19 protein-coding genes, 1 tRNA gene and 1 pseudogene are annotated in these 18,176 nt (G+C 64.9%); 11 read left to right on the top strand and 10 right to left on the bottom strand.

Annotation, left to right across the window (positions count from 1 at the left end; all coding sequences use genetic code 11):
• Nucleotides 1-195 precede the first annotated feature (195 nt).
• Together THL1_RS08010 and THL1_RS08005 are read left to right on the top strand one after the other, a co-directional pair.
• The gene (locus tag THL1_RS08010) at nucleotides 196-1,077 is read left to right on the top strand and encodes an alpha/beta fold hydrolase (RefSeq protein ID WP_069082765.1); all 882 of its coding nucleotides are present in this window, start codon (nucleotides 196-198) and stop codon (nucleotides 1,075-1,077) included.
• Between the two features lie 97 nt (nucleotides 1,078-1,174).
• Nucleotides 1,175-1,248, top strand: a tRNA-Gly gene (locus tag THL1_RS08005).
• Nucleotides 1,249-1,341: 93 nt separating this feature from the next.
• Here THL1_RS08005 and THL1_RS08000 read toward each other — a convergent pair.
• Nucleotides 1,342-1,548 (bottom strand): annotated as a pseudogene (locus THL1_RS08000) (helix-turn-helix domain-containing protein); the annotation flags it as partial.
• A gap of 84 nt (nucleotides 1,549-1,632) precedes the next feature.
• A complete protein-coding gene (locus THL1_RS07995) occupies nucleotides 1,633-1,962 on the bottom strand; it encodes a DUF2388 domain-containing protein (protein ID WP_069082763.1) in 330 nt (109 codons plus the stop codon).
• Nucleotides 1,963-2,256: 294 nt separating this feature from the next.
• Between THL1_RS07995 and THL1_RS07990 the strand changes: the two genes are divergently transcribed.
• Complete coding sequence (locus THL1_RS07990; RefSeq protein ID WP_069082762.1) at nucleotides 2,257-2,571, top strand: hypothetical protein; 315 nt, start codon at nucleotides 2,257-2,259, stop codon at nucleotides 2,569-2,571.
• Nucleotides 2,572-2,647: 76 nt separating this feature from the next.
• Here the strand turns inward: THL1_RS07990 and THL1_RS07985 are convergent, their stop codons facing one another.
• Nucleotides 2,648-3,493 (bottom strand): nitrilase family protein, encoded by an 846-nt coding sequence (locus tag THL1_RS07985; protein ID WP_069082761.1) that lies wholly within the window; start codon nucleotides 3,491-3,493, stop codon nucleotides 2,648-2,650.
• Nucleotides 3,494-3,518: 25 nt separating this feature from the next.
• Nucleotides 3,519-5,018 carry a purine-cytosine permease family protein gene (locus THL1_RS07980; protein WP_069082760.1) on the bottom strand — a complete coding sequence of 500 codons (1,500 nt, stop codon included), beginning with the start codon at nucleotides 5,016-5,018 and terminating at the stop codon, nucleotides 3,519-3,521.
• Nucleotides 5,019-5,326: 308 nt separating this feature from the next.
• On the opposite strand from THL1_RS07980, the gene THL1_RS07975 reads away from it, so the two are divergent.
• Both THL1_RS07975 and THL1_RS07970 read left to right on the top strand, forming a co-directional pair.
• Entirely contained in the window at nucleotides 5,327-6,229 is a 903-nt protein-coding gene (locus THL1_RS07975) for a LysR family transcriptional regulator (RefSeq protein WP_069082759.1), read from the top strand.
• A 102-nt stretch (nucleotides 6,230-6,331) separates the two neighbouring features.
• A complete protein-coding gene (locus THL1_RS07970; protein ID WP_069082758.1) occupies nucleotides 6,332-7,060 on the top strand; it encodes a class I SAM-dependent methyltransferase in 729 nt (242 codons plus the stop codon).
• A gap of 10 nt (nucleotides 7,061-7,070) precedes the next feature.
• Here the strand turns inward: THL1_RS07970 and THL1_RS07965 are convergent, their stop codons facing one another.
• Entirely contained in the window at nucleotides 7,071-7,841 is a 771-nt protein-coding gene (locus THL1_RS07965; RefSeq protein WP_069082757.1) for a substrate-binding periplasmic protein, read from the bottom strand.
• 237 nt (nucleotides 7,842-8,078) lie between these two features.
• On the opposite strand from THL1_RS07965, the gene THL1_RS07960 reads away from it, so the two are divergent.
• The 4 genes from THL1_RS07960 (at nucleotide 8,079) to THL1_RS07945 (ending at nucleotide 11,573) form a co-directional block, all read left to right on the top strand.
• Nucleotides 8,079-8,693, top strand: a complete 615-nt coding sequence (locus tag THL1_RS07960) for a DUF4157 domain-containing protein (RefSeq protein ID WP_069082756.1) — start codon at nucleotides 8,079-8,081, stop codon at nucleotides 8,691-8,693.
• 231 nt (nucleotides 8,694-8,924) lie between these two features.
• A complete protein-coding gene (locus THL1_RS07955; RefSeq protein ID WP_237234776.1) occupies nucleotides 8,925-10,364 on the top strand; it encodes a sensor histidine kinase in 1,440 nt (479 codons plus the stop codon).
• Nucleotides 10,361-10,987, top strand: coding sequence for a response regulator transcription factor (locus tag THL1_RS07950; protein WP_069082755.1), 627 nt, complete (start codon nucleotides 10,361-10,363; stop codon nucleotides 10,985-10,987). Before THL1_RS07955 ends, THL1_RS07950 begins: the two co-directional genes overlap by 4 nt.
• A gap of 97 nt (nucleotides 10,988-11,084) precedes the next feature.
• A complete protein-coding gene (locus tag THL1_RS07945) occupies nucleotides 11,085-11,573 on the top strand; it encodes a GlcG/HbpS family heme-binding protein (protein ID WP_069082754.1) in 489 nt (162 codons plus the stop codon).
• A gap of 115 nt (nucleotides 11,574-11,688) precedes the next feature.
• Here the strand turns inward: THL1_RS07945 and THL1_RS07940 are convergent, their stop codons facing one another.
• The 5 genes from THL1_RS07940 to glnH form a co-directional block, all read right to left on the bottom strand.
• Nucleotides 11,689-12,585 carry a MurR/RpiR family transcriptional regulator gene (locus THL1_RS07940; RefSeq protein ID WP_145928274.1) on the bottom strand — a complete coding sequence of 299 codons (897 nt, stop codon included), beginning with the start codon at nucleotides 12,583-12,585 and terminating at the stop codon, nucleotides 11,689-11,691.
• 94 nt (nucleotides 12,586-12,679) lie between these two features.
• Nucleotides 12,680-13,714, bottom strand: a complete 1,035-nt coding sequence (locus tag THL1_RS07935) for a C45 family autoproteolytic acyltransferase/hydolase (RefSeq protein ID WP_069082752.1) — start codon at nucleotides 13,712-13,714, stop codon at nucleotides 12,680-12,682.
• 14 nt (nucleotides 13,715-13,728) lie between these two features.
• A complete protein-coding gene (gene glnQ, locus THL1_RS07930) occupies nucleotides 13,729-14,451 on the bottom strand; it encodes a glutamine ABC transporter ATP-binding protein GlnQ (RefSeq protein ID WP_069082751.1) in 723 nt (240 codons plus the stop codon).
• Entirely contained in the window at nucleotides 14,448-15,104 is a 657-nt protein-coding gene (gene glnP, locus THL1_RS07925; RefSeq protein WP_069082750.1) for a glutamine ABC transporter permease GlnP, read from the bottom strand. The genes glnQ and glnP overlap by 4 nt, the downstream gene beginning before the upstream one ends.
• Before the next feature lie 32 nt (nucleotides 15,105-15,136).
• Nucleotides 15,137-15,880 carry a glutamine ABC transporter substrate-binding protein GlnH gene (gene glnH / locus THL1_RS07920; RefSeq protein WP_069082749.1) on the bottom strand — a complete coding sequence of 248 codons (744 nt, stop codon included), beginning with the start codon at nucleotides 15,878-15,880 and terminating at the stop codon, nucleotides 15,137-15,139.
• 388 nt (nucleotides 15,881-16,268) lie between these two features.
• Here glnH and THL1_RS07915 point away from each other — a divergent pair, with 388 nt between their 5' ends.
• Complete coding sequence (locus THL1_RS07915) at nucleotides 16,269-17,597, top strand: aspartate aminotransferase family protein (protein ID WP_069082748.1); 1,329 nt, start codon at nucleotides 16,269-16,271, stop codon at nucleotides 17,595-17,597.
• 10 nt (nucleotides 17,598-17,607) lie between these two features.
• Nucleotides 17,608-18,171: a carboxymuconolactone decarboxylase family protein gene (locus tag THL1_RS07910; RefSeq protein WP_069082747.1), complete on the top strand. Its 564-nt coding sequence runs from the start codon at nucleotides 17,608-17,610 to the stop codon at nucleotides 18,169-18,171.
• Nucleotides 18,172-18,176: the final 5 nt, after the last annotated feature.

Raw genomic sequence — 18,176 nt, 5'->3', positions numbered from 1 at the left:
GACTCGTTCGGCGCCCTCCAAAGCGCCGGAACTCGCCGTCTTTTCTCGACCTATCCGCTTGAAATATAAAGAATTTTAAAAATCTCCGCCTGACATTGGATTGTCATCGAAAGGCGTTTTCCTACTGCCAAGACTTAGAGCGAGCCAAGCCGTTTAGAGGGCTCGCATGACCCATCTGCGCCAGGAGGAAACGACATGAGGCCGGAAACCGCCATCGTCGAGATTCACAGCCAGTACAAGGTTCACACGGAGTTCTACGGCAACCCTGAAGCCAAGGAGACCATCATTCTGGTCAACGGCTCCTTGTCGACGACCGCCTCGTTCGCGCAGACAGTGAAATACCTGCAACCGCATTTCAACGTGGTGCTCTTCGACGAGCCCTATGCCGGCCAGTCCAAGCCGCATAACGACAACACCCGCTTCATCAGCAAGGAGACCGAGGCCGACATTCTCCTCCACCTGATCGAGCACTTCCGGGTGGACTACCTGATGTCCTTCTCCTGGGGCAGCGTCTCCGCCCTGCTCGCCCTGGCCCAGTGCCCGGCGCGCATCAAGAAGGCCGTCATCACCTCCTTCTCGCCCATCCTCAACGCCCCGATGATGGACTACCTCAACCGCGGCCTGGACTACCTGTCGGCCATCGACCGCGACAACGTCGGCCACCTGGTCAACAACACCATCGGCAAATACCTGCCGTCGCTATACCAGCGCTTCAACCACAAGCACTGCAGCAGCCTCGACGACCACGAATACCTGCAGATGCACTACCACGTCTGCCAGGTGCTGAACATGGATTCGCGCTGCTACGTGGATTGCCTGGCCAATGTCGACATCCCGCTTCTGTTCATCAACGGCGACCGTGATGAATACACCTCGGCCGAGGATGCCCGCCACTTCGCCAAGCACGTGCGCGATTGCCAGTTCGCCACCATCGACAACGCCGGCCACTTCGTCGACGTCGAGACCAAAGCCGCCTGGCTGCAAACCCAGCAAGCCATGCTGGGCTTCCTCAAGTCTCAGGCCACCAAGGGCATGGCTCGCCCGCAGGTAGCCGACTATCAGGCAGTGGCCGTTTGAACGCGTGGCCGCCCGGGCAGGTGCAAGTATTTTCAGTAACTTGTGGCTGCCCTGGGCTTCACCTTGCCCGCGGCTTCTGGTAAAAAGAGCACCCTTCGCGGGCGTCGTATAATGGCATTACCTGAGCTTCCCAAGCTCATGACGAGGGTTCGATTCCCTTCGCCCGCTCCAAAAACCCCTGACTAAGCCCCTGATTTATGGGGTTTTTCCGTTTCTGGGGTTTGGAGGTGTCGACGAAGTGTCGAAATCGACCAGCCTATAGGCTCAGGCAGACAGTGCCTGGATGACGTGCTTGGGGTCATTGTGAATAGCTCGCAGCAGCGCTTTAGCCGGGCCAGTGGGTTCACGCCGACCCTGTTCCCAGTTGCGCAACGTGCCGAGCTGTACATCGATCATGGCCGCGAACTTGGCCTGGGTCAGGCCAGTGGCTTTGCGGATCGCTTTCACCTGCAGCACATCCACGGTGAACTGTCCCCCTTTTCTGATAGCTATCGCTTCGCTCCATCCACCGAATCAGCAATGCCCATAGCTCACACCATGGGCATCGGGAAACATTCACTGGGGCTCCGCCGCCAGGATGGCGCTGGCCAGTTCCAGGTCACTGCTTGCTTGCAGCCCCGGATTCTCCTGGCGAAGCCGTTGCAACTCCGCCTCCAGGTACGGCCCACGAATGGCGCCATCGCTGGCAATGAAGCTGCTGGCGTCGTCCTGCACCGGGCCGACGAGTTTGTCGTCGCCGCCGCTGGTCAGATAGGTTGAAGCGGTGGTGGCGCCGGTAGAGAGGAGGCTGCGCAGCAGGTCATCGTCGTCATGGTCCCTTGCCTGGGCCGATGCGAAAGGAAGGGCGATCAGGGCGAGGGTGGCAGCAGTGTTGCGGAAACGCATGGTGACTCCTTGGTGTGTGCGTTCCCCTCAGATTGCAGCCCGCGAAACGAGTTCCGGCGCCACCCTGTGATTTCCTCGCTGCCCCCCAACTGACTGACCGCAGAACCTGAGCAAAGCCGGACGTCGGTTCGCTGGACGGTGATCTGGGCAGAAGGCAGCGCTGTACTAGACTGCACCACTGCCGCGCCGGCAGGCATGCCTGGCCGTAGTTCCGATCGCGGCAACACACAGACTGCATCGTGTCATTCGCTGGCCAGGAGGGCCGACGTCTAAACGTGGAGCGCGAGCGTACTCATGCCGTACAACAAGAATTCAATCATCGCTGCCGCGATGCTTGCAGCCGGCGTCCTGTCCTGCGCCCATGCTGGGGAGTCGGCCGTCCAGGCGCACTGCGAGGAGAAGTGGAGCGGTGACGCCATGCGTGCCTACTGCCTCGAAGAACAGCGCGAAGCGGCCGAAGCGGTGGCCGGCTACAGCGGCCCGATGCGCAGTCTCTGCGAGTCGGAATGGCGCACCGATTTCCATATGGTCCTGTTCTGCATCCGGGAGCAGCAGCGCCTGGCCCAGGCCGCCGCGCCAGTACAGCCAGCAAACAACGCGGCGAACTGAAGGTTGCATGGACATCATGCAAGGGAGGAGCGAGCTCGTTCGCGAGCAGAGCTCGCTCCTACGGGGAGACAGCCGATTACGCCAGTAACCCGCTTGCGCCATACAACGCCGGGCGGCGGTCGTCATGCAGGTGGTTGTGCTGGCTGATGCACTTGTTGCGCGCTTCGTCCAGTTTCAAGGTGGCCATCAGGATCTGTTCCCCGCCCTCCTCGGCCGGCCCTGCCAATGGGTAGCCGTCCGGATCGACGATGACAGAGCCCTGCACCCAGTTCACACCGCGCTCCGGTCCGTGACGGTCACAGGCGGCGATGAAGAGGCGATTGACTGCGGCGTTGGCCTGCACGCGCACCACTTCGGCCGGGCGCTCCATGGACGGGCGCGGGCCGTCCGGCCAGTTGACCGGCGCGCAGAGCAGGTCCGCGCCGGCCAGTGCGGGCAGGCGTACCCACTCGGGGAACTCCAGGTCGTAGCAGACCATCACGCCGATTCGTCCGAAGGCGGTTTCCACCACCGGCGGCGGCTCGTTGCCGGCGGTGAAGATGGCGCTCTCCGTGTCCCACAGGTGAGCCTTGCGGTACAGCGCACGCAGGCCCGTGGCGTCAATCAGCGCGGCGCTGTTGGCGACGCGCTGTTCGTCCAGGCGCTCACAGAAGCCGCCGACGATGACGATCTCCAGCTCACGAGCCAGGGCCTGCCAGAGTTGCAGCGTCGGCCCGTCCGGCGTTTCAGCCAGGGCCAATGCTTCGGCCAGGTCGTGGAAGACGTAGCCGCTCTGCACCAGCTCCGGCAGCACCACGACTCGCGCCCCCTGCAGCGCTGCCGCGCGGATCGCCCGCTCGGTCACACGGCGGTTGTGGGCCAGGTCGCCGACTTTCGGTGCCAACTGGCAGCAGGCCACCTTGACGGTTCGAGATGCGTTCACTGGGCAATACTCCCTGTAGTCTGGTTCACGGCTCCTGGCCTGCGCCTGGTCGTGCCATGGCGAGGATGTCGCGCTCGCTGATGGCATCGATGATGCGCTGCTCGCTTTCCAGGTCCAGCGAGCGGCTGAGGATGAAGTAGGTCAGGCCGGACACCACCAGCCCCACCAGCCAGGCGATATCCACGCCGTCCAGCAGACGCGCCATCGGGCCGACGAAAACCTCCTGCCCGGCCGCGGCATCGAAGATAAAGAAGAACGGGACCATGCTGGCGAAGCCCACCACGTAGGCAACGATGCCGCGCAGCTGCCAGGCGCCATAGAGGCCCTTGGGGGTAAAGAAATGCGGAATCGCATAGCGGCCCTTGCGCACGCAGAAGTAGTCCACCAGGTTGACGGCGGTCCAGGGCACCAGGAAGTAGAGCATCAGCACCAGGAAGGTATTGAGGATGGCAATGCCGTTGCCACGGATCGACAGCACACAGGCCAGCACCGCCAGGGTGATGACGAGGATGGACAGCACCCGCGCGCGCGGTGTCGGGTTGATGCGGCGAACCGAGTCGACCCCGGTCAGTAGCGTCAGCATGGCGCTGTAGGTATTGAGTGCGATCACCGGCAGGAAGCCCACCACCGAGACCAGCACCAGCACATGACCCAGCCCCGGCAGGAGCGAGGTGCCGACGCGATCCAGCGCCACCAGCGCATCGGAGGCCTGAAGCAGCTGCGCCAGCCAGGCGCCGAGGCCGATCATCCAGGCGCCGGACAGGGACGCGCCGAGGAACACGGCAGCAATCAGCCTGGGCCGGCTGGTGTTCTTCGGCAGGTAGCGCGAATAGTCAGACACATAAGGAGCGTAGGAAATGTTGTAGCTGGCGGCGATGGCGAACTGGGTAGCGAAGGCCACCCAACTGAAGCCGAGGCTGGCCGGTTCTGCGACTCCGCCCTGCCCGGCGCCGAACATCAGCGCGACGGTCACCAGCGCGTACAGCGGCAGGGTCAGCATCAGCGCCCACTTGAAGGCCTTGTGCATCAGGTCGTGACCATAGATGGCCATGAGCGCGCCAATGGCGATCACCGCGCAGGCCACTGGAACCGGTTCCAGCCCGAACACGTTGCGCAAGCCGTCGATGATCAGCGACACGTTCACCACGTTGAAGCCGACGAAGACGAACAGGGTTGCCAGCAGCGCCAGCACGACCCCGCGATAGCCGAACTGCGCACGCGACTGGATCATCTGCGGCAGGCCCATCTCCGGCCCCTGGGAACCGTGGAAGGCCATGAACAGGGTGCCGAACATGATGCCCAGCGCACCGGCCAGCGTCGTCCACAGGGCGGACAACCCCAGGCTCGGACCGACGAAGCCGATGGAGATGGTGAAGAAGTGGAAGTTGCCGAGGAACCAGAACGGTCCCTGGCTGCGGAGCCGAGCATGGCGCTCGGACTCGGGAATGTAGTCGATCGAGTGGCCTTCGATGGCCAATCCGCCGCCGCTCGCGGAAACCTGGGCGGGCTGGGTGGACCCTGACATGGGATGCTCCTTCGCTCCGTGTCGAGCGAACTGTTGTTCTTGTGATGATGCGCCGGCAGGCGTGGCGACGCCCTTGGCAAACATCGGGTTCATCTATGTTGGGTGAGGGAACGCCGCCCATGCCCTGTGGCGAGCGCCCCCTGAGACGCCCTATGATGGCGCGCCTGAACCCGGCCCCTACCCCCATCCCTATTGGTGTGGACCCGGTCGTTCAGGCAGCAATCTAGGGGGAGGACCGCGCGCTTAAAATAGCGCGGGTTAACTGTTCACATAGATTGCGCCCTATGTAATTCACGTCCGGAGGACGCATGCTGGGGAACGTATCCGAGCTGGATATCCGCTTGATCCGCGTCTTTCTCGCCGTCGTCGAGGCGGGAGGCATTTCGGCCGCACAAACGGCGCTCAACACCTCGCAACCCACCATCAGCGCGCAACTGGCCTCGCTGGAAACCCGTTTGGGTTTTCGCCTGTGCCAGCGCGGCCGGGCCGGTTTCGCCCTCACGCCCAAAGGCAGCCAGTTCGTCGAGGCGGCGCGACGACTGCTGGCCGCCGCCGAAGGCTTCCGCCTGGAAGTGCAGCACATCAACCGCACCCTGTCCGGCACCCTGAACATCGGCCTGCTCGGGCAGATCGACCCCACGGCCAACAAGAAGATCGCCCTGGCCATCGCCCGCCTGCGCGCGCGCAACCAGGGGTTGTACTTCCAGTTCACCGAGCTCTCGTCGTCCTTCCTCGAAGAAAAACTCATCAACGGCCACCTGGACCTCGCCATCGGTTACTTCTGGCGACGACTCGACAACCTCGACTACTTCCCGCTGTTCAGCGAAACCCAGATCGCCTACTGCAGCGCCTCGCACCCGCTTTATCCACAAGCCGGAACACTGGGCAACGCGGACGTGGCCGAACACGAATGGGTCTGGCCGAGCCACCCGCTGCCGGAGATGCCGGCCCCGACCTCCATCGACCGCCTGACGGCCCTGACCGACAGCATGGACGGCGCCGCGCTGCTGATCCTCTCCGGCCAGCACCTGGGTTTTCTGCCCCAGCACTACGCGGCGCGCCACGAGGGCCTCGACCAGCTCCGCGCGCTCAACCCGGACCAGCTCCGCTATGAAGTGCAGTTCCATGCAGCGGTGCGGCACTCCACCCGGCAGAGCGAGCTGGTGAGTACCTTTCTGGCGGAGTTGATGGACGTATTCGAGGCGGGCTGAGCCGCAGCATCCCCGATTTGGTCGTCCCGCGTATCCTTGGCGGCGCGGCGAACCTCTCCGCAGCAGCCGCCCCCTTTTCTCACAGTCCAGGGAAACAAGCCGATGGCGCAGAACATCTATGACAATCCGGACTTCTTCACCGGCTATTCGCAGCTGCCCCGCCAGACCCTCGGGCTGGATGGGGCGCCGGAGTGGCCCGTCGTACGGGCGATGCTCCCGGAGCTGAATGGCAAGCGCGTGGCCGACCTGGGCTGCGGCTTCGGCTGGTTCTCCCGCTGGGCGAAAGCACAGGGTGCTACCCAGGTTCTCGGCCTGGACCTGTCGAGAAACATGATCGACCGCGCGACGGCGGACACATGCGAACCCGGCATCGAGTACCGCATCGCCAACCTCGATGAACTGGAACTGCCAGCGTCCTCGTTCGAGATGGTCTTCAGCTCACTGACGTTCCATTACCTGTCCGACTTCAAGCGGTTGGTGAACACCGTCCATCACTCGCTGACGCCGGGCGGGCACTTCGTTTTCACCCTCGAACATCCCATCTACATGGCCGCCCGGCACCCGCACTGGATAGCCGACGAAGACGGCCGCAAGACCTGGCCGGTCAATGGCTACTCAGTCGAGGGCGAACGCCGTACCGACTGGTTCGCAAAGGGAGTGGTCAAGTATCACCGGACGCTCGCAACGACGCTCAATACGTTGATCGACGCGGGTTTCAGGATTCTTCGCGTCGAAGAGTTCGCCCCGACTGCCGAGCAGCTCCGCCTCACCCCAACCCTGGCAGAAGAAATGGAGCGCCCGATGATCTTGATGGTGTCGGCACAGACCTGACCCCGGAGCCTCAAAGCTCGTACCTGGCCTTCAGCGCCTGCACCGCCCGTTGCTCGCGTCGCAGGAAGGCGTCGAAGCGGCGGATCAGCTTCGGGTGACGGATGCTGGAAAGATGGTAGTAGCTGTCGCTGAGCGGCAGCAGGCTCGGTTCCACCACCAGCCCACGCTCCAGGCCATGGCGCTTGAGGTGAAAGCGCGCCACCTGCTGCGCCATGTTGGCGGCATCAGCATGGCCAGCCATGACCATGTGGATCAGCCCTTCGGGGTTGGGCGCCTCCTGGATGACCACCCGCCCGGCGGCGATGTCGTCCTGGAACTTCCACGGCGTGAATCCGCGAACAAAGCCCAGCCGACGGAAGCTTTGTCGCGGCTGGCCCTTGCGCTCCGGCAACACCAGCATGGCGTCCTGAAACTGCAGCACGGGCTGCGAGTAGGTGACGCCAGCCGGCTTTTGCGCCGCTGCCCAGCGCGGGTTGTCGGGAAACACCAGATCGAGCTGACCCGCCCAGTAAGCATGGGACAAGCGCCGCACCGGCAGCACTACGTAGGTGACGCGCAGATTCTCGCGTGCGGCGAACAGGTCCAGCAGGTCACGGGCGTAGCCGCGGTATTGGTTATCGGGCGGCACCGCGGAGTAGATCGGGTAGTAATCCACCTGCTCCACGCCGATGCGGTACGCCTCCGGCTCGGCAGCCCGAACGGGCAGCAGCCAGCAAACAGCGAGCAGCAGCCCAACGAACCACTGCGCTCGGCAACGGTGGATGACCAGCGGAATCGGCATAGCGGGGCAAGGGCCTGGCGGAAGGGCGCCAGTTTAGGCTGGTCTGCCGCCGGGAGTCTCCCCCCTCAAGCTTTCAGCGTTACCCACATCGCAACGTAGCCGGAGCCGGAGCCGGCCATGGGTTTGCAGTCGACGCGGCTATCGCCACCGGGCCGACGGCCGGGCGAGCCCCGCGCAACCAATCCCCGCCGCCGCTGTCCATAATGACGCGCTCCGTCAGCGCCTCCGGGAGGCCCCTTGTTCGCTGTATCCCCTCGCACCTTGGTTCGCCAGACCATCCTGGCCCTGTCCTTCGTTTCTACCACCGCCCTCGCCTGCCCCGCCGGGCAATCGCAGGTCTGCGTGGTGACCTGCTTCTGCGCGCCGGGCAACCAGGGGGACATGGCACCCCTGCTGGAAAGCGTCAACCAGATGGCGTCCACCAGCCTGCAGCAATGGATCGTACAGTCGCGCAACAACATGCCCGCCACCCAGCTGCAGCCCATTCCGCTGCATATCCGCGCACAGCTGGAGCCCTACTACGACCTGCAGGTGCTGGACACGGCGCGCTACAAGGTGGGCGTCGATACCGAGATGAACGCCGCCAATACCCTGATGCAGAACCCCGACGTGGAAGCCGTGACCCTGGTGGACGTGATCGTCTTCCGCAACGAAGACGACGCGCAGAACAACGTCGCGCTCTGGGCCCATGAGCTCCACCACGTGAAGCAGTACCTGGAATGGGGTGTGGCGGATTTCGCCAGGCGCTACACCCGTGACTACAACGCGGTGGAAGCGCCGGCCTACAAGATCCAGGGGGAAGTGGCGCGGGCGTTGAAGCCGACGGTGGCCAGTAGCGGCAGGAAGCTCTGAGCCCGCCATCCGCATAAATCTTTCAGACCGGCCATGGCCGTACGCCAAGCTGGCATCAGTCCCCGTCCAGATCGGACGCCTGATGCCGCTCCGGGCACTGTTCCGCCGGATCGCTCCAGGTGCGATTGACTCGCCGGCCACGTTTCACCGCAGGCCGCCCCCTGCTCCGCGCATCGGATCACACGTTTCCTCCGTAGCCCTACGGATGGCCGTCATCCGCACGAACCAGGCATGATGTCCACCGTGAACCCCCTGACGAATACCCGCACATTCCTGCTCTGGCTGGCGCTGTTCTGCCCCGTCGCCGCCTGGATCGGCTGGCAGGACTACGCCGACCGCCATGAGCGTTTCTTCCAGGACACCAGCATCGCCCAGCGCATGCTCAGCCAGAAGACTGTGCAGCACGAAGCCGTGCTGGCCACCCTGGCCGCGTTGTCGCACCCGCCCATTCCCGAACGCCTGCTCCCCAGCCTGCAACCCTCCATGCCGCAACTGCTGGGCCTGGGTTTCCTGCGCGACGGAAGCTGGACGGGCAGCCTCGCCGCCCCGCCGAACTTCACCGCTACAGTCGAGCAGGCGCGCCAGCTGAAGCGTCCCGTCACGCTGCCGCTGGACGAGGCCCGCTACTGGCTGGTGGCGCCGTCGAGCTGGAGCCTGTTACTGGATGCACGGCAACTCATACCGGCCAGCGACTTTCCCCCCTCGCTGGCCATGCTGACGCTGGATGTGGGCGCCGGCCCGCTGACCCTGCTGGCACGCCAAACCAGCGCCAGCGCGCCGGGCTGGTCGATCGACCTGCACAAACCCTTGGGCGCGGTCAGCCAACCCTTTCCCCTGCACAGCTGGCGACGGCTTACACCCAGCGACTGGCCGTGGCTGGAATGGCTGACCTGGTTGGTGGCCAGTGGCCTGCTGGTGGCCGGCACGAGCGCTTGGCAGCTGTCGCGCGCCGACGCCAGGCGGCAGCAGGAAGAAGCCCGTCTGGCAGCGATGACGCGACTGAGCACCCTGGGCGAGATGGCGGCCGGCATCGCCCACGAACTGAACCAGCCCCTGACCGCCATCCTCGCCCAGGTGCGTGCCGCCGAACGCCTGCTGGATGACGAAGAGGAGCGTCCGGCGGTGCGCCAGGCCCTGCTCGCCAGCGCCGGCCAGGCACGCCGCGCGGCCGACATCATCCAGCGCATGCGCGAGCTGGTACAGCCCTGCTCGCCCTCGCCACGCAGGGCGGTTGATCCCGATGCGCTGGCGGCTTCGCTGCTGTTCCTGCGCGAACAGGAGCTGGCGCGGCGTGGCATCCGCCTGACCTGGCGCAACGCCTCTCCGGGCGCCCGCCCACAGGGTGACCGGGTAGCCCTTGAACAGATCCTGCACAACCTGGTGCAGAACGCCGCCGACGCGCCGGGCACCCGCAACATCGTCCTCTGTGGCGGCGTCGAGAACAGCGGCTATGAATTCAGCGTCAGGGACGACGGCCCGGGCATTCCCGCCGATGCGCTGCCGCGCCTGTTCGAGCCCTTCTACACCACGCAGCCGCAAGGCATGGGGCTGGGCCTGACGCTGTGCGAAACCCTGGCCGGCGCCATGGACGGCCACATCAGCGTTCGCAACCTCGAACCCCAGGGCGCCTGCTTCACGCTGCGCCTGCCCCACGCCGGAGCCGACGCTTGAGCCTCCCCGCACACTCCCCGCTCGTATATCTGGTTGACGACGACGATGCCGTTCGCGACGCCCTGGCGCTATTGCTGCGCAGCGTCGGACTGCGCAGCGAAGGCTTCGGCGATCCCCAAGCCTTCCTCGACTCGCTGTCACCACAGTCCATCGGCTGCGTGGTGCTGGATATCCGCATGCCAGGGATCGGCGGTCTGGACGTGCTGACGCGGCTGGCGGAAGTGTGCGATCTGCCGGTGGTCATGCTCACCGGCCACGCCAACGTCGACCTCTGCCGCCGGGCCTTCAAGGGCGGCGCCATGGAATTCCTGCAGAAACCGGTGGACGACGACATCTTCCTCGATGCGGTTCAGGCCGCCGTGCGCAGCCATATTGCCAGCCGCGAGCGCCAGGCCGTGACCCAAGCCTCCGTCGAGCGGCTGGCCCGCCTCTCCGGGCGCGAGCGGGATGTGCTGGAGCGCATCGTCCAGGGCATGGGCAACAAGGAAATCGCGCGCGAGTTCGAGCTGTCGCCGCGCACTGTGGAAACCTATCGGGCCAACGTCTTCGCCAAGCTCGAAGCCGACTCGCTGGCGCAGCTCATTCGCCAGTACGCGGGCCTGCTCGACTCGCCACCTCCGTAGCACTACGGAGGCCGTCCCGTAGTCGGGCGAATACTCCGGCCGGCACGTTCCGGACACACTGGCAGCTCCTAAAGTCGACCCATGAAAGGACCCAGCCATGCCCCGCATCTCCCTCGCCGCCCTCCTCTGCTCCCTGACCTTCGCGAGTGCTGCCCAGGCCGCCGTGCTGAAGGAAAGCAACATCTCCAGCGAAGACGCCCAGAAGCTGGCGACCGCCACCGTCGCAGCCTGCCAGGCCAAGGGCTACAACGTCAGCGCCTCAGTGGTGGACCGCGCCGGCCTGCTGAAAGCCTTCGCCCGCGCCGACAACGCCGGCCCCCACACCATCGAAGCCAGCCGCGCCAAGGCCTTCACCGCCGCGTCCGCCAAGAACCCGACCCTGGCTATCATGGAGAACGCCCAGAAGAACCCGGGCGCCGCCAACCTGACCGACATTCCCGGCTTCCTGCTGCTGGGCGGCGGTGTTCCGGTCAAGGCGGGTGATGCCGTCGTCGGCGCCATCGGCGTAGCCGGCGCCCCGGGCGGCCACCTGGACGCCCAGTGCGCTGACGAAGTCCTGGCGGCCAACGCGGCACTGTTCAAGTAAGCGGTTGCGCCGCAGTACAGAACCGTAGGGTGCGCCGCGCGCACCGAGAGACAGACTCAGTCTCGTAAGCATCGCCTCGGTGCGCATGGCGCACCCTACTTCTCTTCGCCCGGGCTCAGAGCGAGGCGTTGAGCTCGGTGATCAGCGCTTCCCGGTGCTTGAGCGCCGCGACCGAGGCTTCGCCCAGGCGGCTGGCCACGGCGCTGAGGATGCCTTCGGCCAGCAGCATGAAGGCGCACATGCTGTTGCTGAAGAACAGGCTCTGGTTGGGGACGTAGAAGCTGTAGCGGGCGATCTTGGCCAGGGGCGAGCTGCTGGAGTCGGTCAGCGCGACGACCTTGATGCCGTGCCGGGCCGCCACTTCCGCCGTGGCCAGCACGCTCGGGGTGTAGGGGAAGCAGCTCGCCACCACCAGCACGTCGCCTTCGTCCAGCTGCGCCAGGGCATCGGCTACACCTTGCCGGGCGGCGTCCAGCGGTGCCACGTCCGGGCGCAACATGCCCAGTGCATAAGCCATGAACAGTGCCAGCGAATTGAACTGGCGCATGCCGTGGATACGTACGCGCCGGGCGCTGGTCAGCAGCTCCACGGTGGCGTCGAAATCGGCGCAATCCACCTGTTCGATCATGCTCGCCATGTTGGCGCTTTCCTGGCGCCCGAGGCGGGTGAGCTGGCCGATGCTGTCATTGCTGCCATTGCTCGGCGCCAGCAAGCGCGAAGCCTGGTCACTGTAGAAGGTGCGGCCCTCGGTGACCTCGCGGCGAAACACGTCCTGGAACTTGCTGAAGCCGCCATAGCCGAGCTTCTGCGCCAGGCGCGAGAAGGTCGACGGGTTCACCCCCAACTGCTCGGCCAGCTCGCTGATGGACGACACTGCCGCGCGCTGCGGCGCCTCGATCAACGCGGTGAGCACGCGGCGCGAGCTGCTACCGAGTGAAATGTCGGCCTCGCGCCGCTCGATGGCTTCGAGCAGCAGTTTCAGGCCCGCGAGGGTATCTGGGGGATTTGCCATGACAGCATCCATCTGAAGGTTTTCCGGGACGCGCCCCGGTGGCAGGCGCCCATAGTAGCGGGCCTTTGACCCGGCCGCGATGGGCGCCTCCTCGTCAGGGCACTACCCGCCCGGAAAGGGTCGGAACGCGTGTATCCGCCTCGGTGAACACCGCCCAGTCCACCGCATCCCTGCCAATCAGGAACAGCGCCGTGGCCAGGGTGTTCTCGTCATCCGGGTCGTCGGGCGCACAGCGATACACCGGCAGCTCGCCGCCCGAGGTATCGCGCAGGATGGCCAGCGCCTGGCTGCTGTCCAATTGTTCCCCGAGGCCGCCGAGAAGTCCGTCCACACAGTGCTGGCGGTTGCCGGAGCTGCCGGTAATGCGCTGGGCAACGCGCTCCAGCGTCGGGTGGACCAGGTGGTTGGAGTGGCCGAATGGCCGCTCCAGCTCGACCACGGAAGCCCCTTCGGAAGTCCCCTCGAAGCTGACCAATCGGCCGCTGCCCACCTGCCCCAGGGCATGGTGGAAGGCACCAGCGCGGCCTTCGCTTGCCAGGATATCCACAGCCTCGTCGAGGCTCGCCGCATCCAGGCTGGCACGCCCCAGAACCTGCCGGGGCAGGCCAGTCGGAATGGCGCGAGGGCGGATGTTATTCACCGTCACCACCAGCCCACTCTCGTTCACCGCAAAGGTATGACCGGGAATGGAGCCGGGATAGATGAACGAGGTGAACTCCAGACCCTCGTCCGGGGTAACGCTGACCAGCGCGCAATGTCCGCGCAGTTGCGGCAGGCCGTCCTCGTTGTGGGCGATCAGGGTGCCGCTGGCGGTGGGCCCCAACACCGTGGTGCAGCCATCGACGCTCTGCCGCTGGACGAAGTCGCCACGGCAGTTCCACAGGAAGACTTCATCCAGCGGCAGATCCAGTCCCGCCGCCAGGCCTTCGAGTTCCTGCCAATAGCGCGGGAAGCGCCTTTCCACGGCGGCTCGCATGCTGCGTGCGGCTTCGGTGCCAGCCAGCCTCGCCAGTTGCTGCCACAGCGCCAGCGGACGCAGGTGTTGGTGCACCGCCTCGTGGCCGAACCGGCCCAGGCCAAAACCGATGTCGTAGGCGCTGCCGCCAAGCTGAAGGTGAGTGAATGCCATAACGCTCTACCTGTTCAGGAAACGTGTTGCAGGAACTCGCGCAAACGCGGGCTCGGCGGGTTACTGATAAGGGCCGCCGGGTCGCCGTCTTCGGCGATGCGCCCCTTGTCGATGAAGATCAGGCGGCTGGCCACCTTGCGCGCGAAGTCCACTTCGTGGGTGACGATGACCATGGTCATGCCCTCCTCCGCCAGGTTCTTCATCACGCCCAGGACTTCATGACGCAGCTCCGGGTCGAGTGCCGAGGTGGGCTCGTCGAACAGCATCAGCTTGGGCTTCACCGCCAGCGCACGGGCAATGGCCACGCGCTGTTGCTGGCCACCGGAAAGCTCTGACGGATAGTGCCCGGCGCGCTCGGCCAGGCCAACCTTGGCCAACAGCTCACGGGCCAGGGCCTCGGCGTCGGCCTTCTTCGCACCGCGCACACGGATGGGGCCGAACGCCACGTTCTCCAGCGCGGTCATCTGCGGGAACAGGTGGAACTGCTGGAAGACCATGCCGGCCTCCTGGCGGATCAGCCGCTCCTCCACCTTGGGGTCGTTGACTTCGAAGCCATCGACGAACAGCTGCCCGCCGCTGATGACTTCCAGCTTGTTGATGCAACGCAGCAGGGTCGACTTGCCGGAACCGGACGGTCCGATGATGACCACCACTTCGCCACTGCCGATCTTCAGATTGATGTCGTGGAGCACCTGGGTACTGCCAAAGTGCTTGGAGACGCCCTTGAACTCGATCATAGAATCTTCAGTCTCCCTTCGATGCGGCGCAGCGTGTAGCTCAGGGCCAGGGTGATGATGAGGTAGATGACCGCCACCGCAGTCCAGATTTCCATCGCGCGGAAGTTACCGGCGATCACTTCCTGGCCCTGGCGGGTCAGCTCGGCCACGCCGATGACGATGAACAGCGACGTATCCTTGATGCTGACGATCCACTGGTTGCCCAGCGCGGGAATCATGCGCCGGAAGGCCAGCGGTGCGATCACGTAGCGCAGGGTGTCGCGGCCCGACAGACCAAGGGCCAGCCCCGCTTCACGGAACCCTCGGTTGATCGACAGCACCGCGCCACGGGTGATCTCGGCGATGTACGCGCCGGAGTTGATCATGATGGTGACCACCGCCGCGCCGAAGGGATCGATGCGCACTGGCACCATCAGCGGCAAGGCGAAATAGATGAACATCACCTGCACCATGATCGGGGTGCCGCGGATCAGTTCGATGAAGACCAGCGCCAGCCGGTTGCTGAGGAATCCGCCATAGGCGCGGGCAAAGCCCGCGACCAGGCCAATGACCACCCCACCCAGTAGCCCGAGGATGGAAATCCAGAGGGTGAGCTTGGCACCCTCCAGCAACACGGGCAGCGCGCTCCAGATGGCATCCCATTGGAAAATCATTGCTCTGCTCCTACTTCAATTCCGGGACGGAATTACTGCGGGTCGGTGCCGAACCACTTGCGGTAGATCTCGGCATAGGTGCCGTTCTCGCGCAGCGTCTTCAAGGCGCCGTTGACCGGCTCGCGCAGCTCGCTGCCCTTGGGGAAGCCGATGCCGTACTGCTGCGCCATCATCTGCTGGCCAACGGCTTTGACCTGCCCTTCGCCGGCGGTCTTGATGTAGTAGAGGACGTTGGGGGTGTCGTGCATCGCGGCATCGACGCGGCCGGTGCGCAGCTCCAGGTAGGCGTTGTCGATGTTGGGGAACTGGCGCAGGTCGCTGGTCTTGAGGTTGGCCTTGGCGTAGTCGGCGGACGAGGTGCCGCTCTTCACCGCCAGGGTCTTGCCGGCGACGTCCGCCTCGCCCTTGATGCTGTCGTTGTCACTGCGGACCATCAGCAGGAAGCCGCTGTCGTAGTAGCCGTCGGAGAAGTCGATGGCCTGCTTGCGCTCTTCCTTGATGGTGATGCCGGCCAGGGCCAGATCCACGTTGCGGGTCTGCAGCGCGGGGATGATGCCGTTGAAGTCCATGGGCTTGAGCGTGTACTTCCAGCCCAGCTCCTTGGCGATGGCCGCCCAGAGGTCGATATCGAAGCCCACGTATTCATTGCCCTGCTTGAACTCGAAGGGCACGAATGCGGTGTCGGTGGCGACCAGCAGTTCCTTGTCGGTGGCGTTGGCGTGGGTGGTTGCGGCGATGGCGAGCGCAGCCAGGGCTGCTTTGAGCAGGTGCTTCATGTGCGTGCTTCCTCTCGGTCGTGGACGAACTGGCCGTGGCCGGTAAGGCTTCGGGCGTTTCTGGCAGTCAAGGTTCAGCGAGGGCCCGAGGAAGGCGCACCCGCTGGTTTGTTGTTGTTAGCTGCTAGGCCACTGTGTCAGCGACTCGCTGCACGGCCACCCTGCTTTCGAGCAAGATAAACATGCATTTTTCAGCAATGCAATATCAATTTGCAAAAAACCTCAACACCGCATTGCCTTCATAAATACCAACAAACCCAGATAAACCGGCACTCATAGAGTTTAATTCGATTATACCGGGCGAATTTCGTCTTCACCGGATTGGCAAAAAATCATTGCATAACCAATTTTTGCACGTATTCTTTGCCAAAATGCACCGGAGGGCATCATGAGCCACGTATTCCACCGCAGCCTCACCCAGAGCTACCCGACCGCCGTCCAGGGCGACGGTCCCTACCTGATCGATAGCCAGGGCAAGCGCTACCTGGACGCCAGCGGCGGCGCGGCGGTGTCCTGCCTGGGTCACAGCGACGCAGCCGTGATCGAAGCGATCCGCAAGCAGGTCGGCACGCTCGCCTATGCGCACACGTCCTTCTTCACCAGCGAACCCATGGAGGCGCTGGCGGACTTCCTTATCGAGCGTGCGCCCGAAGGCCTGGAGTCGGTGTACTTCGTCTCCGGCGGCTCGGAGGCGGTGGAAGCCGCGCTCAAGCTCGCGCGCCAGTACTTCGTGGAAGTCGGCCAGCCCAAGCGCCGTCATGTGATCGCCCGCCGCCAGAGTTACCACGGCAACACCCTCGGCGCGCTGGCGGCCGGCGGCAATGCCTGGCGCCGCCAACAGTTCCAGCCGTTGCTGATCGACGTCAGCCACGTCAGCCCCTGCTACGCCTACCGCGAGCAGCGCGCCAACGAGACACCGGAGGCCCTCGGCATTCGCCTGGCGGCGGAGCTGGAAGCGGAAATCCTCAACCTCGGCGCCGAGAACGTCATGGCCTTCATCGCCGAGCCGGTGGTAGGCGCCACCCTCGGCGCGGTGCCAGCTGTGCCCGGCTACTTCAAGCGGGTGCGCGAAGTCTGCGACCGCCACGGCGTGCTGCTGATCCTCGACGAAGTGATGTGCGGCATGGGCCGTACCGGCAGCCTCTTCGCCGCTGAGCAGGAAGGCATCAGCGCCGACCTGATCACCGTCGCCAAAGGCCTGGGCGCCGGCTATCAGCCCATAGGGGCGACCCTGGTGAGTGGCCGCATCGTCGACGCCATCCGCCAGGGTTCGGGCTTCTTCCAGCACGGTCACACCTACATCGGCCACGCCACTGCCTGCGCAGCCGCCCTGGCCGTGCAGAACGCCATCGAAGAACGCCAGTTGCTGCCCCGGGTGCGCGAACTGGGCTCGGCGCTGCAAAGCCGGCTGCAAGCGCGCTTCGCTACCCATCCGCATGTGGGTGACATTCGCGGTCGCGGCCTGTTCCAGGGCCTGGAACTGGTGCAAGAGCGCGCCAGCAAGGCGCCCTTCGACCCGACGTTGAAACTCCACGCCAAGGTGAAGAAGGCCGCCATGGCCCAGGGCCTGATGTGCTACCCCATGGGCGGCACCCTTGACGGCCGCCGTGGCGACCACATCCTCCTGGCGCCGCCCTTCATCCTCGAAGAGGCGCACCTGGATGAACTGGTGGACAAGCTCGATACCGCCCTGCGCAGCGCTTTGGCCGAGGTTTGAGGTAGCTCCGATGAAGATCGAATCGAGACTGACCGCCCTGGATGAAGCGCAGATGAGCGACGCCCAGCGTGCCGTGTTGAAGGAGATCCTCAGCGGCCCACGCGGCAACCTGGACGGCCCGTTCCTGGCCTGGATCCACAGCCCCGAACTGGCCGACCACGCCCAGCGCCTGGGCGCTTTCTGCCGCTACGGCACGGGCCTGGAACTGCGACTGACCGAGCTGGCGATCCTCGTCACCGCGTCCTGGTGGCAGTCCCAGGCGGAATGGCAGATCCACGAACCCATAGCCCGCCAGGCCGGCCTCAGCGATGCGGTGATCGACGCCCTGCGCCAGGGCCGCGAGCCCGCGTTCGAGCGAGACGACGAACGCCTGGTCTACCGCCTGGGCCAATCGCTCTACAGCACCCGTCGTATCGACGACGCCCTCTACGCCAAGGCCATCGCCGCCTTCGGCGAGCCTGCGGTGGTGGAGTTGGTGGGTGTGTTCGGTTACTACGCGCTGGTGGCGATGACCCTGAATGTGTTCCAGGTGCGGCGCGGAACGGATACACCGCTGCCGTTTGCGGAGCCGTGAATCAA

Source organism: Pseudomonas sp. TCU-HL1, assembly GCF_001708505.1.
In the GTDB taxonomy this organism is placed as follows: domain Bacteria; phylum Pseudomonadota; class Gammaproteobacteria; order Pseudomonadales; family Pseudomonadaceae; genus Metapseudomonas.
The sequence above is the reverse complement of the archived record's forward strand: the minus strand, read 5'-3'. Positions and strand labels throughout refer to the sequence as shown.